14 protein-coding genes are annotated in these 16356 nt (G+C 40.0%); all 14 read left to right on the plus strand.

The genetic code is table 11. The features are described from left to right. The first annotated feature begins 20 nt into the window (after nt 1-20). A complete protein-coding gene (locus DP73_RS08930) occupies nt 21-548 on the plus strand; it encodes a hypothetical protein (protein WP_034598944.1) in 528 nt (175 codons plus the stop codon). Between the two features lie 2 nt (nt 549-550). Next, nucleotides 551-1084, plus strand: a complete 534-nt coding sequence (gene cobO / locus DP73_RS08935; protein WP_034598945.1) for a cob(I)yrinic acid a,c-diamide adenosyltransferase — start codon at nt 551-553, stop codon at nt 1082-1084. A 150-nt stretch (nt 1085-1234) separates the two neighbouring features. Continuing rightward, complete coding sequence (locus tag DP73_RS08940; RefSeq protein WP_034598946.1) at nt 1235-3136, plus strand: PrkA family serine protein kinase; 1902 nt, start codon at nt 1235-1237, stop codon at nt 3134-3136. Between the two features lie 17 nt (nt 3137-3153). Beyond that, entirely contained in the window at nt 3154-4293 is a 1140-nt protein-coding gene (gene yhbH / locus DP73_RS08945) for a sporulation protein YhbH (RefSeq protein ID WP_034598948.1), read from the plus strand. A gap of 59 nt (nt 4294-4352) precedes the next feature. After that, complete coding sequence (locus DP73_RS08950; RefSeq protein WP_034598949.1) at nt 4353-5816, plus strand: SpoVR family protein; 1464 nt, start codon at nt 4353-4355, stop codon at nt 5814-5816. A gap of 337 nt (nt 5817-6153) precedes the next feature. Further along, nucleotides 6154-6768, plus strand: coding sequence for a DedA family protein (locus DP73_RS08955; protein WP_034598950.1), 615 nt, complete (start codon nt 6154-6156; stop codon nt 6766-6768). Nucleotides 6769-6854: 86 nt separating this feature from the next. Next, nucleotides 6855-7367, plus strand: coding sequence for a peptidylprolyl isomerase (locus tag DP73_RS08960; RefSeq protein ID WP_034598954.1), 513 nt, complete (start codon nt 6855-6857; stop codon nt 7365-7367). A 142-nt stretch (nt 7368-7509) separates the two neighbouring features. Then, nucleotides 7510-8406, plus strand: a complete 897-nt coding sequence (locus DP73_RS08965; protein WP_034598956.1) for a selenium metabolism-associated LysR family transcriptional regulator — start codon at nt 7510-7512, stop codon at nt 8404-8406. Nucleotides 8407-8422: 16 nt separating this feature from the next. After that, nucleotides 8423-9406: a DnaA/Hda family protein gene (locus DP73_RS08970; protein WP_034598957.1), complete on the plus strand. Its 984-nt coding sequence runs from the start codon at nt 8423-8425 to the stop codon at nt 9404-9406. Between the two features lie 53 nt (nt 9407-9459). Beyond that, nucleotides 9460-10428 carry a 6-phosphofructokinase gene (pfkA, locus tag DP73_RS08975; protein ID WP_034598959.1) on the plus strand — a complete coding sequence of 323 codons (969 nt, stop codon included), beginning with the start codon at nt 9460-9462 and terminating at the stop codon, nt 10426-10428. A 36-nt stretch (nt 10429-10464) separates the two neighbouring features. Continuing rightward, nucleotides 10465-11880, plus strand: coding sequence for a glucose-6-phosphate isomerase (locus tag DP73_RS08980; protein WP_034598961.1), 1416 nt, complete (start codon nt 10465-10467; stop codon nt 11878-11880). A 262-nt stretch (nt 11881-12142) separates the two neighbouring features. After that, the gene (locus tag DP73_RS22010; protein WP_052090509.1) at nt 12143-13786 is read left to right on the plus strand and encodes a sensor domain-containing diguanylate cyclase; all 1644 of its coding nucleotides are present in this window, start codon (nt 12143-12145) and stop codon (nt 13784-13786) included. Nucleotides 13787-13839: 53 nt separating this feature from the next. After that, the gene (locus tag DP73_RS08990; protein WP_034598962.1) at nt 13840-15975 is read left to right on the plus strand and encodes an ATPase; all 2136 of its coding nucleotides are present in this window, start codon (nt 13840-13842) and stop codon (nt 15973-15975) included. 49 nt (nt 15976-16024) lie between these two features. Next, nucleotides 16025-16225 carry a hypothetical protein gene (locus DP73_RS08995; protein ID WP_014903445.1) on the plus strand — a complete coding sequence of 67 codons (201 nt, stop codon included), beginning with the start codon at nt 16025-16027 and terminating at the stop codon, nt 16223-16225. Nucleotides 16226-16356 lie beyond the last annotated feature (131 nt).

The following is a 16356-nucleotide window of genomic DNA, read 5'->3' on the forward strand; positions in this document are numbered from 1 at the left end:
GAGACAGGGGGGTAATCAACATGCGTGAAGAAGATTTGATACTTCTGGAATGCTTAGAAGATGTGTATCACACCTTTGAAAAGGCCTTAAAGAAGGCTCATCAGGTTCGTTCGATTCATGTCCAAAAATTTGAACAACTCCTTGTTGAGATAAGCAGTGAGAGGCGGATCTTTGAAGATATATCGATTCCAGCTCGACTTGTTGTTGAGCAACTTCTAGAGTCCCAATTTAAGGTAGGACAGGTTGCTATAGAAGCTGAGCGGCTAAAACAATCCTTTGCCAGTGTTGCCTATGTCAAAGTCGAGGAATTCGGAATAATATCCACTAAAATCGGAGAGTTAGAAGTTTCTTGGAGAGATGGAAACTATTCTTATTATCTTTATCCAGACAAAGTAGAATTGAGAGCAACGGATGAGAAATCATCGATTAAGTTGTTTTTTTCCATATCGTTTAACCGTCAAACCCTGGAACGGTTCCCTGAAATCCTTATTTCTCCAAATGTTGTCTATATCCATCCTCAACTCGAAAAATGGATACGGAAGGTGTAAAAATGTCGAATCTATCTCAAGGATTAGTCCAAATATATACTGGAAATGGGAAAGGGAAGACTACAGCAGCTTTTGGCTTAGCAGTCCGGGCAGTCGGGCATGGTTTTCGAGTTTTCATTTTACAGTTTATGAAGGGGAGCAACAGTTACGGTGAGTTAGAGGGAATTAAACGGTTAAGTCCTGAATGTCAACTCGAGCATTATGGAGGATCCGGGTGGGTGCACAAGGGAGAAAATCTTGCGGAAAATATCCTTGAGGCTAAGAAGGCACTTCAAAGAGCTCAAGAAATAGTAATTTCCGAGGATTGGGATATTGTCATTCTAGACGAAATACTCAATGCAATTTGGTTTGAACTTATTCCGGAAGAAGAAGTTGCTGAACTAATTGATAAGAAACCAGCTAATATGGAACTGATCTTGACAGGAAGAAACGCTTCCCAGTCTCTGATAGAAAAGGCGGATTTGGTAACAGAAATGGTGCCCCTAAAACATCCCTATGAAAAAGGAATTAGATCCCGTAAAGGAATAGAATATTAAAAGGACATCTCTTGAGATAAAGTCATCTCTTGAGATGTCTTTTTTAATTAAGTATACACAGTGGTTCAATGACTTATATTCTTCGACAAAGCATATACATAGATATTATCCCGACAAGTCTTGTTGATTGTTAGTGAAGGGAGGGCTACTATGGAAGTCATTAAATGGTTGCGTGAATATCGCGAAGTAGAGGCTGCACTGGCCTGGAGTGGTACGTTTGCTGATTACTTGCAAATGGTCACAAAAAACCCAAAATTGGCCCTGCATGCCCATGCTCGAATCTATGAGATGATCAAAGCCGCCGGGGTTGAAACGATTGGGGATCAGAAGACGTATAAATTCTTTGACAAAGAGCTTTTTGGACTGGATAAGACGTTAGAGAAGCTGATTGAGGAGTATTTTCATAGTGCAGCGAAGCGCTTAGATGTTCGTAAACGGATTTTACTGTTAATGGGGCCTGTAAGCGGTGGGAAATCGACTATTGTCAGCTTATTGAAAAGAGGACTTGAAGAATACACGAGAACAGAGGAAGGAGCGGTCTATGCCATCGATGGGTGTCCTATGCATGAAGATCCCTTGCATTTGTTGCCAGTATCTTTACGTCAACAATTTGAAGATACCTACGGGATACGTATTGAAGGAAATCTATGCCCCGTTTGCCGCCTGCGTCTGGATGAAGAGTTTGCCGGGGAGGTCGAAGGCTTTCCAATAAAGAGAATCTTGTTTTCGGAGGAGCAACGGGTCGGTGTAGGAACCTTTACTCCCTCCGATCCTAAATCTCAAGATATCGCAGACTTGACAGGAAGCATTGACTTTTCTTCGATCACAGAATATGGGTCAGAGTCTGATCCTCGTGCCTATCGATTCGATGGTGAGCTTAATAAGGCCAACAGAGGGCTTATGGAGTTTCAAGAAATGCTAAAGTCAGACGAGAAGTTTCTTTGGAATCTTTTAAGTCTTTCCCAAGAAGGAAATTTCAAAGCAGGTCGTTTTGCCTTGATTTCCGCGGATGAGCTGGTAATCGCGCATACGAATGAGAATGAATATCGTGCGTTTATTGGAAACAAGAAAAATGAAGCTTTACAATCACGGATAATTGTTATGCCAATTCCATACAATCTGCGGGTGAGTGATGAAGTAAAAATTTATGAAAAATTAATTAGCCAAAGTGATATCAGAAACGTACATCTGGCACCACACAGTCTATGGGCCACGTCTGTGTTTAGTGTTCTTTCAAGGTTAAAACCTTCAAAGAAGCAGGGTATGGATTTGGTAAAGAAGCTGCGTATTTATGATGGTGAGGATGTTGAGGGATTTAATCAAAAAGATATTAAAGAACTGACTATGGAAGGGGAAGAACTGGCCGAAGGTATGAGCGGTGTAGATCCGCGTTATGTTATTAACCGAATATCAACTGCTTTAATTCGTGATGAGCATAAGTGTATTAATGCCCTAGATATATTACGAGCTTTGAAAGATGGGTTATCTCAGCATACTTCAATTATGAAGGAAGAAAAAGAAAACCTTTTGAATCTCATTGCTGTAGCAAGGCGTGAATATGATGAAATGGCTAAAAAGGAAGTTCAGAAGGCTTTTGTATATGCTTATGAAGAATCAGCCAAATCACTTTTGAATAATTATCTGGATAATGTTGAAGCCTTCTGTAATTCTACAAAAATATACGATACCATTACCGGGGAAGAAATGGCACCTGATGAACAACTTATGCGCAGTATTGAAGAACAAATAGGCGTATCAGAAAATGCTAAGAAAACCTTTAGAGAAGAAATACTAATTCGCATTTCAATGTATGCCAGAAAAGGCAGAACCTTTGGGTATGAATCTCATGAGCGTCTGAAAGAAGCTATCGAAAAGAAATTATTTGCCGACCTTAAGGATATAGTGAAAATTACCACTTCAGTATCTCATCCTGATCAGGAACAGCTGAGGAGAATTAACAATGTTATGGATAGACTTGTTAAAGAACATGGATACTGTTCTATCTGTGCCAATGAGATTGTCAAATATGTTGGAGCCCTCCTTAACCGGTAGAGAGGATAGGGATTTGTATGGCGGATGACATTATTATAAGCCGAGATGACTGGAGTTTGCATCGCAAAGGACATCTGGATCAATCAAGGCATAAGGAGAAAGTGGAGGAAGTCATTAAGCAACAAATGGGAGATTTGATTGTCGATGAAAGCATAATTCTATCTGATGGAAAAAAGAACACAAAGATTCCCATGCGGTCATTAGAAGAATTTCGCTTTAGGTATGACTTTAATAAGCAAAACCACACCGGACAAGGCAGTAAAAAGATGGCTCCGGGGGATATCTTAGGACGGGAACAAGCTGCCGGCAAAGGAAGGGGTAAGGGCAGTGGAGCAGGCGAAGAACCAGGACAGGATATTTATGAAGCAGAAGTTTCCTATGAAGATCTGGCAAATATATTATTTGAAGAATTAAGACTGCCTAATCTTGATGATAAGAAACGGCCACTCATTGCTCATGATCGTCCGGAATTCAATGATGTACGTAAAAAAGGATTGATGGCTAACGTTGATAAAAAACGTACCTTACTTGAAAGTATCAAGAGGCAGGCCTTTTCTAAGAAGCTGGATAAAGATAAGAAAATAAAGATTACTCCAGAAGATCTGAGGTTTAAGACTTGGGAGACTCGCCCGAATTTTGAGACCAATGCAGTTATCTTAGCAATGATGGATACATCCGGATCAATGGGCCAGTTTGAAAAGTATATTTCCAGAACCTTCTTTTTCTGGATGGTGCGTTTTCTTCGCTTAAAATATGAAAACGTAGAAATGCGTTTTCTGGCACATCATACTGAAGCAAAAGAAGTTACCGAGGAAGAGTTTTTTACTCGGGGTGAAAGCGGTGGTACTCGTTGCTCATCCGTCTATAAGTTTGCACTGGATCTAATTGAAAAGGATTATCCTCCAGCTCACTACAATATTTATCCGGTTCATTTTACGGATGGGGATAACATTGGCTCAGATAATTCCAGAGCATTGACACTGATGAAGAATTTGGTTGAAGTAAGTCAGGTTGTCGGATATGGAGAGATCTTAAGAACCCATTATTCAAGTACACTTATGTCCACCTTAAAGCGTATATCAGACCCGAAACTGCGTTTAGTAACGATTAGGGATCGTAACGAAGTATATGATGCACTCAAAACAGTTTTCTCTTAAATTAGCTCCGCTCAGGTAAAGTTGATTTAGTCTAATGACAGTATACGAGGGGGGGAGTCATGGACAGTGAGATGGAAGCCTTAAGTAAGGCAGCACAAGAGATTGCCCAAGTGGCACGAGGCATGGGGCTTGATTTCTACTCGGTGAATTTTGAAATCGTTCCAGCGGAAGCATTGTATACATTTGGAGCTTATGGGATGCCCGTTCGTTTTACTCATTGGAGTTTTGGTAAAGCCTTTTATAAAATGAAAATGCAGTATGATTTGAACCTTAGCCGAATCTATGAATTAGTTGTTAATACCAATCCAGCCTATGCCTTCTTGTTAGAGGGAAATCGATTCGTACAGAATAAACTTGTTATTGGGCACGTTTATGCTCATGTCGATTTCTTTAAGCATAATCACTATTTTTCAAGAACCCCTAAGGATATGGTTGAACGTATGAGTGCTCATGCAGAGAGAATCCACGACTATGAGATAAAGTATGGTAGAGACAAAGTTGAGAAGTTCATGGATGCAGTCTTGGCAATTCAAGAGCATGTAGATTATCGAGCCCATATCGGCCCGCTACAAGAATTTGAGAATCTAGGTAAGCTTGAGCGAATGAGTGAGAGGCAGCTTTTTAATCAAATGGGGTGTCAAGGCAACTGTGACAAAGGAGTTGTTAAAAGTCTTGGGAAGGGAAATTCTGTTAAGCAGACTAAGAAGGGCGTTGCCTCACCTTATGAAGATTTGTGGGAAGACCTGTCAAGAGATGACTCTGGTGTTGATTCGCCTCATGAATTTGAAGACTTACTGTTATACTTGATTAAATTTGCCCCAGGTCTTGAGCATTGGCAAAAAGATATCGTAAGTATTATTCGAGAAGAATCACTTTATTTTTATCCGCAAATTGAGACTAAAATAATGAATGAAGGTTGGGCAACTTTCTGGCACGCAAGAATCATGCGAGAACTCAGTCTTACAGACTCTGAAGCAATTGAATTTGCGTTAATGCATAGTCAGGTTGTTCAGCCTTCGCGCTTAGGCTTAAATCCTTACTACTTGGGAGTCAAGATTTGGGAACATTTAGCCGAAAAGAGATCTATCTCTGAACTTTTTGAACTACGTGAGATCGAAAACGACCTTTCTTTCATTAGAAATCACCTCAGCAAAGAATTAGTCGAGGATCTGAATCTATTCAACTATCGTAAAGTTGGTGCTCATTGGCAGGTTACTGAAAACGAATGGGAGAAGGTTCGTGATAATCTTGTCAAACAATTAGTTAACGGAGGACATCCTCGGATTGTTGTTATTGAAAGAGATTTTGAAGGTAAAGGGGGGCTATTGCTAAAACACTGTCATGAAGGGGTTGATTTAGATATAATTTATCTCGAGAAAACTTTAGCGTTAGTACAATTTCTCTGGGGAAAATCAGTCGCCCTTGAAACTGTAGTCGATAACAAGAAATTCATTTATGAATCATCCAACGGGATGGTAAGCCGTCGTTTAGCATCAAAAAGTGAAGAAAATAACGGTAAATAGCTATAAAAAGGAGAAACTTAATCAAATTGAAACAGATGCTAGAAATAGCGTCTGTTTTTATTCATAAATAAAGGATTTTAACCACCTAAGGTAGAATTTACTTAGATAAATTCTCTTAGCCTTGAGGAAAAAAATGTCTGAAGAAAGCAAGTGTTATTCATGATAAGATTAGATGGCTAAGAGTTAAGGTATATGGTAAAATACCCACGGACATAAGTATTATTTAAATAAGCTAATTTGTGATAATTGTCTTAAGCTCATAATAGTCGTGACAGTTTAGAATAAACTATGCCCTAAAATTTACCTAGGGTAATATGGTGGGGAAAGTAGGTAGGGCATGCAAGGGTTAGAACAGAATTTAATTGACATAATTTATCATTTTCGGTATATTGGTTTATTTGTTTTACTTACCTGTGGTTTAGTTGGGGTTCCTGTCCCAGACGAATTCCTGATGACTTTTAGTGGTTTTCAGACCTCTCTAGGAAGAATGGATTTTGGAAAAACACTTATGGTTGCTACCTTTGGGAGTTTTCTCGGAATGATTTTAAGTTATTGGATAGGAAGGAGATTAGGTATTCCCTTCTTACATAAAGTCGCTCCCTATCTTCATATCAATGAAAAGAAGATTGCTAGAGCTGAGGGATGGTTTCAGTGTTATGGTGACAGGCTAATTGTCATTGGCTACTTCTTTCCTGGATTTCGTCACTTTACAGCATACTTCTCAGGGATGAGTAAGCTGAATTTTGGAAGGTATGTTATCTTGGCTGCCACTGGGGCTTTTATCTGGTCTTTAACCTTTATCTCGTTAGGAAGAATTCTTGGCGTGCATTGGCAGAAGATCACCCATATCTTACACCATTACTTGGCAAGGAGCGGAATTGTATTAGCAATCATTGTGTTCTTGATCTATCTCTATAGTCAAAAACGTGGGAGGACAAGCCGTACTAACTAAAATATTTTCCATACATTAGGGAAACTCTAATTCCAGTGGTATAATATACAATGGAAAATATCCAAAACATAAAGGAGGTCACTGGGGTGACAAACGAAACTCAAGATCAAGCAAAAGAAAATCCAATAGTAATCATCGAAATGGAAAACAACAACACGATTAAAATTGAACTTTATCCATCAATAGCGCCTGAAACTGTTGAAAATTTCATAACCCTTGTTTCTGAAGGCTTTTACGATGGACTAATTTTCCATCGATGTATACCAGGCTTTATGATTCAAGGAGGAGACCCGAATGGCACTGGTATGGGTGGAAGTAAAAAGACTATTCGTGGAGAGTTTACCGGTAATGGCTTTAAAAACGACTTGAGACATGATCGTGGCGTAATATCTATGGCTCGTACTTCAGCTCCTAATTCTGCAAGTTCCCAGTTCTTTATTGTAGTTAAGGGTGCAACTCATTTAGATGGACAATATGCATCTTTTGGGAAAGTCATCGAAGGTATGGAGGAAGTCGATCGTATTGTCAACGCCCCGAGAGATAGATCTGACAAACCTCTGGAAGATCAAAGGATGAAAAAAGTTACAATTCAAGCTTAAGTATAAAGTGAATTGTTTTGAGTGATTCTATACCATAAGAGGAGGGCTTGCCCTCTTCTTTCTATATCTAATTTAATCAAGTTAACAGTCTATGCTGCCATACTCAAGGTTTGTTGAAGTTCACTCAGGATAGAGGTGCAATATGTTAGATTTGATGCGGTTGTTTGGACAGGTAGTCGAAGAACAGAGTTTTACTGTTGTAGCGCGAAAATTAGGGATCAGTCAACCTGCTGTTTCAAACCAAATCAGAGCTTTTGAAGAAAAACTTGGTGTCAAGTTACTTTATCGAAAAGGTAAGGGATTTGCTCTTACCCCGGAAGGAGAGACGGTATATCGTCATACCTTGCACATGCTTGATGAATGGTCAGAGCTTATGCGTGAAATTGGAGATTCAGAAATACTGATGAGTGGAAAAGTACATATTGGGGCTTCTCACATTCCAGGTGAATATTTACTTCCGGTATATTTATCCGAATTTCGTAAGCTTTATCCAGAGATCAAATTCAAACTATCTATAGGGGACAGCTTGGAGATGGCAGAAAAGGTACTTGCCCATGAAGTGGATTTTGCTGTAGTTGGGGCAATATTTGATACTGAAAAATTAACCTCCGAATTTTGGATGAAAGATGAATTGGGTTTTGTAGTATCTTGCCAACATCCGTTAAGTACTAGTGAATCCATTGATCTTGATTCCATAAAAGGAGATCCTATGATAATTCGCGAGACAGGATCGGGACATCGACGTACATTTGAAGAAGCTCTGGCTAAACGAGATTTAGATCTCAATGACTTCAATATTGCTTTAGAAGTTGGAAGTACTGAATCTGTTAAAAATGCAGTTCGTTCGGGTATAGGCTATTCATTTCTTTCAAAACATGCACTTGAATCTTGCGAAAAACAAGGGATTAAGTGGGCTAAGGTTAAAGGCTTGAATATTGAACGCGGCTTTTATCTTTTAACCCGCCGTAGTAAACCCTTAACAGTTATTGCTGGTGAATGCTATAGATATTTAGCGGATCAGAGGCCAGACAAGGATTAATAAAGGAGAGGCTAGCTTGAACTGGTTTGTAAGAGATTTTAACATTCGAGCCTGCCGATTAGTAAAGAAATTCCAATTCGAGAATGCAGCTAATGTAACATTGATTTATGGACCCCGAGGGGTTGGGAAATCTGCTCTGCTTCATTATCTCTACCAAAAAAACCAATCTGAAAATGGGCTGGTTATCACCGATGCTTTAGCCTTTGCTCGTCAATATGCTTACGCAGCTCAGGAAAGAAAACTCAAACAATTTCGTGAGAGGTATCGTACAACTCGTCTGTTGCTGATTGATGACCTTCAATGTCTGTCTGGAAAAGCCAAAACAATAGAAGAGTTACATTATACCTATGAATATATCAATAATAATGGCGGCAAGTTGGTAGTTACCTGTGAATCCGATCGATTAGATTTGGGGTTTTTAGGTGAGAGGCTGGCTTCACGGTTTTTAAGTGGTGTTGCTATTCCAATAGAGCACCCTCAAGAATTTGAGCTGAAAGCCTTTTTAGAAGAATATGTCCATCAAAGACGTCTTTTCATCGCTAAATCCGTATTAAGCATGGTCTCCGAGAGAATCGATAATTTAGCAGACGCTGTCAAGACGATTGAGGATTACATAAAATTTGCCGAGCTCCATGAAGATGAATTAAGTCTAGCTTGTTTTCATGCCTATTGGTACGAAAAAGAACGCAAAATGCTTAAGGCCCCTGATCCAATGAACATTATTCGAAATGTTGCTCAAACTATGGGAACTTCCGTTGAAGACCTACAGAGTGCAAGTCGTAAAAAAACTATTAATGAAGTTAGAGAAATGGCTATTTATACAGTACGAAATCTTTGCCATATTTCTTTTCCGGCAATAGCTCGCTATTTTAACCGTAATCATAATAGCATTATCTTGTCGTACCAAAAGATGCAGGACAAGCTTGTTAAAGATAAAGAATTGATTAAAATTTATCAGTCAGTATTAAATTGCTTTGATCATGAAGAAACTATAGAGTAGCCGTATTTGACTAAAAAGCAACATTAAGAAAAACAATAGAAAGAGGTGATTCAATGTCAAGAGATATTAAACGCATAGGGGTGCTAACGAGTGGAGGGGATGCTCCTGGTATGAATGCTGCCCTTCGCGCCGTGGTCAGAAAAGGGATTTTTCATGGGCTAAGGGTCTATGGAATTAGTCGAGGATATGAAGGGTTAATCCATGGAGAACTCGCGGAAATGAGCTTAGGTTCTGTAGCAGATATTGTTCTACGCGGCGGAACCATCCTGAAAACAGCTCGTTCGGCAGAAATGATGACTCCTGAGGGTCAACAAAAGGCCTTAGAGCAATTACATAAGCATGAAATTGATGCTTTGGTAGTAATTGGTGGAGATGGTTCTTTCAGAGGAGCTCAGACCTTGGCCAAAGGAATTCAAATAGTTGGGATACCTGGAACTATCGACAATGACATCCCTGGAACAGATCTAACCATAGGCTTTGATACGGCAGTTAATACGGTTATCGATGCCGTTGGTAAAATTAGAGATACCGCCACCTCCCATGAAAGGACGTTTGTTGTTGAAGTTATGGGTAGGCACTGTGGAAATATTGCTCTTCAGGCAGGAATTGCTTGTGGAGCTGAGTCGATTTTAGTGCCCGAAATTCCCTTTGAATACGATGAGATATGTGAAAAGTTAAAACGGGGTCATCAGCGTGGGAAAAATCACAGTATTATCATTGTTTCTGAGGGGGCGGGAAGCGCCTATAAAATTGGCGAGGAATTACACTCTCGTTCAGGCTTTGATACTAGGATTACTATTTTGGGACATCTTCAACGTGGCGGCAACCCAAGCGCTTTAGATGCTGTGATTGCTGCAGCCATGGGAGGAAAAGCTGTTGAAATTATTATGTCTAAGGAGACTAATAAAATGACAGCATATGTCAATCAGAAAGTGGTTTCTATCCCTCTCGATGTCGCCTACGGCGAGATGCCACCCTTTAACAGAGAACTGTATGATTTAGCAAATCAGCTTTCAATTTAGCCATGGAAATCCATACGCGGAGATGAGGTTGAGTGAATGGGTAATCAAGGTCAGTTAGGATTACAGATTGACTATACTGGGATGATGAAGGGTCCACAAAACCCAGATGGATTTAGGAATGAAGAGCTCCAGGGTCTTCAAACCAAGCTAGACCAAGCTAAAACTTCCCTTGAAATACGCTGGGAGGCAGGTCAGCTAGATTTTACCAAGCTTTTGATTTCGATAAAGGAACAGGTTCCGGAAATAGTTAAGTATGCTGACACTGTTGCTTCCCGGTTTGATAACTTTGTCGTGTTAGGAATCGGAGGCTCAGCCCTCGGACCCTTAGCTGTTCAGCAAGCCTTAAATCACTACTACTACAATGAACTTCCTCCAGAAAAGCGCGGGCATCGGCCCCGCTTATATGTAGTAGACAATATCGATCCGGTTCGCTTTAATGAGCTGATGGAGATACTTGATCCTAAGAAAACCCTATTTAATGTGATATCCAAATCGGGCAACACGTCAGAAACCATGGCGCAGTTTCTCATTGTTCGTGATATATTGCGGAGAGAGTGTGGAAACAGCTATTCTGAACATATTGTTGTTACCACGGATAAAGAAAAAGGAAATCTTTTGCCAATTGCCCTTGTAGAAGGCTTTCATCGCTTTGTGATACCTGCGGGGATAGGCGGCCGATTTTCCGAACTAACTCCTGTAGGCTTGCTGGCAGCGGCGGTATGCGGGATTGATATTGATCTGCTTATGGATGGTGCCCTAAGCATGGATCATTGGATCTGGGAATCTAAAGGTGTACTTGCTAACCCAGCTCAACTACGGGCAGGATTAGCCTACTTATCTTGGCAAAAAGGAAAAAATATTTCTGTGTTTATGCCCTATGCTGATGGCTTAAAAACCATGGCAGATTGGTACGCTCAATTATGGGCAGAAAGCCTGGGGAAACGTTATGATCTGCAGGGGCGTGAGGTATACGTAGGACAAACTCCCGTCAAAGCCCTTGGAGTGACTGATCAGCATTCTCAAGTACAGCTCTATGTAGAGGGGCCCGATGATAAAGTTCTTACCTTTGTAACCGTTGAAAAATTTAAGGAAACCCGAATAATTCCATTAGATGCCGAATTACCTGAAGATATTCACTTTTTAGGGGGACGCACCTTAGAAGAGTTGTTATATGCAGAACAAAAAGCGACGGAATATGCACTCACCCTTGCCAATCGACAACACCAAAAGATTATTCTTTCCAATTTGGATGCGTATAATATTGGTCAACTATTACTGCTCTTAGAGTGGGAAACAGCCTACATGGGCGAGTTGCTTAATATAAACGCCTATGATCAACCTGGAGTTGAAGAAGGCAAGAACGGAACCTACGCCTTAATGGGAAGAAAGGGTTATGAAAAAAAGAAACTGGAAATAGAGGAATTTGGCAAAATTAAATATACCTTAAAGTAGAATATTGACTAGGTAACAATTGACCTAAACCCTGAGCATATGACTGATTATGCTTGGGGTTTATGAATTTTGGAGGGGAGATATTTTTTTCTGGAACTATCAAATGTTTAAATACATCGTAGAGATTCTTTGGATTATATGATATGATTTTGCAGTTGTATAATTTTTAAAGTAACTCAAGACTGTTGGATATAGGTCTTGTGCGAGATGATCAAATGAGATATAAATTGAGTTGCAATAACCTTTCTGGGAGGATAAGTTTATGAACTTTATTTATAAAAGTAAATTATTCAAACAGCTGATTGGGGTAATTGGGATACTAGTTATCCTAGCTATAGGGATCCCAGGTGCATTTAATCTTTTCTATTTGACTCCCCATTTTGTCAAAGAACGATACCATCAGGTAATGCTCAATGATGCGGATTTTTTAGCATCCAGGCTGGATTGGAATTTATCGAAAAGTCTTAATGACATTGTGTTTTTATCCCAAAAAATTGAACTATCCACCCCCGAAAAATTGAAAGAATCCGGAGAGGTAATGGATGTATTTGTAAGGAGTAGTTCGATATTTACGGGAGGAGTGGTGACTGATACTGAGGGAAGTGTAAAACTATTTTATTCATCTCCTCAAGGTTTATTGGAATTAAAACAAAAGACTAATATTAGTTATCGGGATTATATTCAAGCCCCTCTTAGAAGTAAGCAACCTTATTTATCCGATGTCATTAAAACCAGTACCAGCGACGCTTCCCCGGTGATCTTTGCCAGTAATACAGTGTCCGAAAATGGAGAAATAGCGGGTGTTCTGGCCTTAAGCATTAATTTATGGAACAGCAGCAATATTTTTAATTCCTTATTTCAAGGATTTCAAGCCAAAAAGCAGGGTAATCTATACGTTGTCGATGGAGCGGGAATCATAATATACCACGATAATCGCGAAATGGTCGGAAAAGCAATTTCTAATCAGGAAATTTTATCATATATTTCTGAAGACAAAGGGTCAATCGCTGATGATATTTCTACTGAGCTGGGAGATATGTCTGTAGCTTTTGGTAAATTAAAAAATAATAACTGGGTAGTTATCTATGAAATGAGCCATAAGGATATCTATGCTATGAGTAAGGTTAATATGGATATGACAGTTGGGACAATGCTCCTGGTTATAGCTTTAGGGTTATTAGTCAGCGTAATTTTTGCTCAACTAATTATTAAGCCCCTAGAAGAAATTACCCTTGCCACAGAGCAGGTTGCTGCGGGAGATTTGAATCGTCAAATTAGCTTTAAAGGACATCCTGATTTCCAACGAGTCATCCAAAATTTTAATATTATGACCACAAATTTAAAAGTACAGTATAAAGAACTGGAGAAGTTATCCTTAAAGGACTACTTAACAGGTCTGGCAAACCGACGGTATTTTGAGCAACAATTCAACCTTGAATTAGATCGAGCTTGCCGATTAGAACATCCTTCAACATTGTTAATGCTAGATGTGGATAATTTTAAAGCCATTAATGATAAATTTGGCCACTTAGAAGGGGACAAAGCTCTGAAAGCCTTGGCCAAAGTACTGAGAGATTCAGTTAGAGAAATGGATTTACCCGTCAGGTTTGGAGGGGAAGAATTCTTAGTCATGCTCCCGGAAACTTCTCTGGAAAAAGGAAGGATTGTGGCAGAAAAAATTCGAGAGAGTATAAGCCAGATCAGTATTATAAGCAGAAAAGGAAACATCATGTTTACAGTGAGCATTGGAATGTCCAGCACCGAGCTGCTTAAAGAACTTGATTGTTCCGGTTTAGAATCAGCAGGTCTTAGCTTACTGAAGCAAGCTGATGAGGCATTATATCTTGCTAAAAGTAAGGGGAAGAATCGAGTTGAGGCTTATCAGCTCTCAGAGCAACTCTCATAGCGAGCAGGATTTTGCTCTAATAAGGGCGAATTGAGGTATAGAGAGGTGAAACAATGGAACCGATTTTTGCGCTGGATATTGGAACCCGAATGGTAATGGGACTTGTGATGATAAAGAATGAAGATCAAACATATGAGATATTAGCTAGTGCTCAAACTGAACACCGTCAACGTGCCATGTATGATGGACAAGTCCATGATGTGGATGAAGTGGCGAGGGCAGTTGACAAGGTTAAAACACAATTAGAAAAAAAGATAGATGCCAAGTTGAAACAGGTTGCTGTAGCTGCTGCCGGTCGTGCTCTTAGGACAGAAGTTGCTGTAGTTGAACAAAAGGAACTCTTGCCGGTGCGCTGGGAGAGAGAAAAAGTATTAGCTTTAGAAATTGAAGCTGTTCATCAAGCCCTCCGTCAGCTCCAGTCTTCCGCTAATGAAGAGTTACAAAGCTATCACTGTGTTGGGTATAATACCATTGCCAGATGGAATGAGGGAGAGGAAATAGCGAATCTAGTCGGACAGCGGGGGAGAGTTGCGAAGGTATCGGTAATTGCGACTTTCTTACCTCGGACCGTCGTTGATGGCTTGGTGGCAGTGCTGGGTAGAGTTGGTCTGGAAATGACGAGTTTGACGTTAGAACCCATTGCAGCTGGTCAGGCAGCTATCCCCCCGAATATGAGACGTCTTAATCTAGCCTTAGTCGATGTGGGGGCAGGAACGGCTGATATTGCGCTGACTCGAGGTGGATCCTTTTTCGCCTATGGGATGGTTCCCATGGCCGGAGATGAGGTCACTGAGGAGATCTGTACCCAATATCTTTTGGATTTTAAAGTTGGAGAAAAGGTCAAACGAGAATTACAGAAGAAAAAACAACTAAGCTTTACGGATTTTTTGGGAGCTAAAGTCGTTGTAGGACAGTCCGACATTTTGGATATTATTAAGCCAGTGGTTGTAAAACTTGCCGAAAACATTTCCAATGAGATTTTAAAGTTAAATAACGGTGTCCCTCACGCCATTATCCTTATTGGGGGCGGAAGTTTAACCCCTTTACTCAGTGAACTGTTGGCAGAGACTTTAGGAATTCCTCAGAATCGAGTTGGAATTCAAGTTAGGGACAGATTAGCGGGAATTAGTGGTGAGAAAACTTTAAAGGGCCCGGAAACCATTACGCCCATCGGGATTGGAATTGCAGCTTTGGAAGGGAATGGGCTTCAATATTATACGGTCTCAGTGAATGGGACATCAGTTCCTATTTTTGCTTTGCAATTAGCAACGGTAGCCGAAGCCTTGTTAGCTGCGGGGATACAGCCGCGTTCATTTTTAGGGAAGCCGGGAGCAGCCTTGACCTTTGAACTCAATGGCGAAATGCAGGTTATAAGGGGAACCTTGGGAAGTCCTGCCCAGTTATTCGTAAACGGAAAACCCAGCAAGCTCGATCAACCTTTAAATGCGCGAGATGAGATTATCTTTACCCCTGGTGAATCCGGAAAAGATGCTCAGATATGTTTTAAAGATGTCTTGCCGTTATATGATACAAAATGGATTTTGTGGAATGGGCAAAGTGAGAAGTATGTCCCCCAAATTTTTGTTGAAGATCAGTTAGTATGTGAAACAGATGGAATTCTAGATGGATATAAAGTAGCATATCTTAATAATGATGACCTTGATAATTTACTTAAGCAAAAAAAATATAACTTAAATCAAAAAGAAACTTTGGAAATAAAAGTTAATGGAGAACTGCGCAGATTTGAACTCGACCGCCAGATTTGGGTAAATAATTCCCAGGCAGAGGGTAACAGACCTTTACAGGATGGAGATAAGATAGAGACTCGACTGAGGGAACTTACCGTGGGAGATCTAAAGCTTAAGCCCGAGCCAATGATATTTCACATCAATGGGGAAGTAGTGGAATATCCTATTCAAGAAATCATTATTACATCCCAAGGGCAACCGGTTTCAGAATCTGAGCCGCTTAGAGATGGTATGGAGCTAAGAGTTAATGGATACAAACAAAAACCGATTCTATCAGAGTTATTGCCCTATGTTAAGTTTCCTGATGAAGTGCGTGCAGGTGAAACATTAACCCTAATGGTTAATGGGCAGGCAGCAGAGTTTACAACAGTTTTACATCCCGGTGATCGTTTGAAGGCAAACTGGAAAAAGTTAATAATTGACAGAACCGCTGAAAAATAACTTGACAATATCGCTGTAGGACATAAAATGAGTATGGAGGTGTTGTGAAATGTTATTCTATTGGTTAGTTGCACTCATAGTATTTGCTGCTTTAGTAATTACCTTATATTCTGATGCTGGGTCGGCTAAGAAAAAACATTCAGATTATTTCCAAAGGGTCCAGAAGCCAGCTGGGAAAGCTGAACGTGATGCGGTGATACCTAATCCCAATAAATATGATCCTTTTTACACTAAACTAAATAGTTTGTAATTATTTTAAGACAGACTTGAAAACGATAAGTCTGTCTCTTTCTTTTGAGCTATTACAGTGAAACTTGAGATAACACCTGCTACAAGCTATAATGGAAAGCGCAGAAGGGTGAACCTTCAACTAAGCCCCCA

Origin of the sequence: Desulfosporosinus sp. HMP52 (assembly GCF_000765145.1) — a bacterium.
In the GTDB taxonomy this organism is placed as follows: domain Bacteria; phylum Bacillota; class Desulfitobacteriia; order Desulfitobacteriales; family Desulfitobacteriaceae; genus Desulfosporosinus.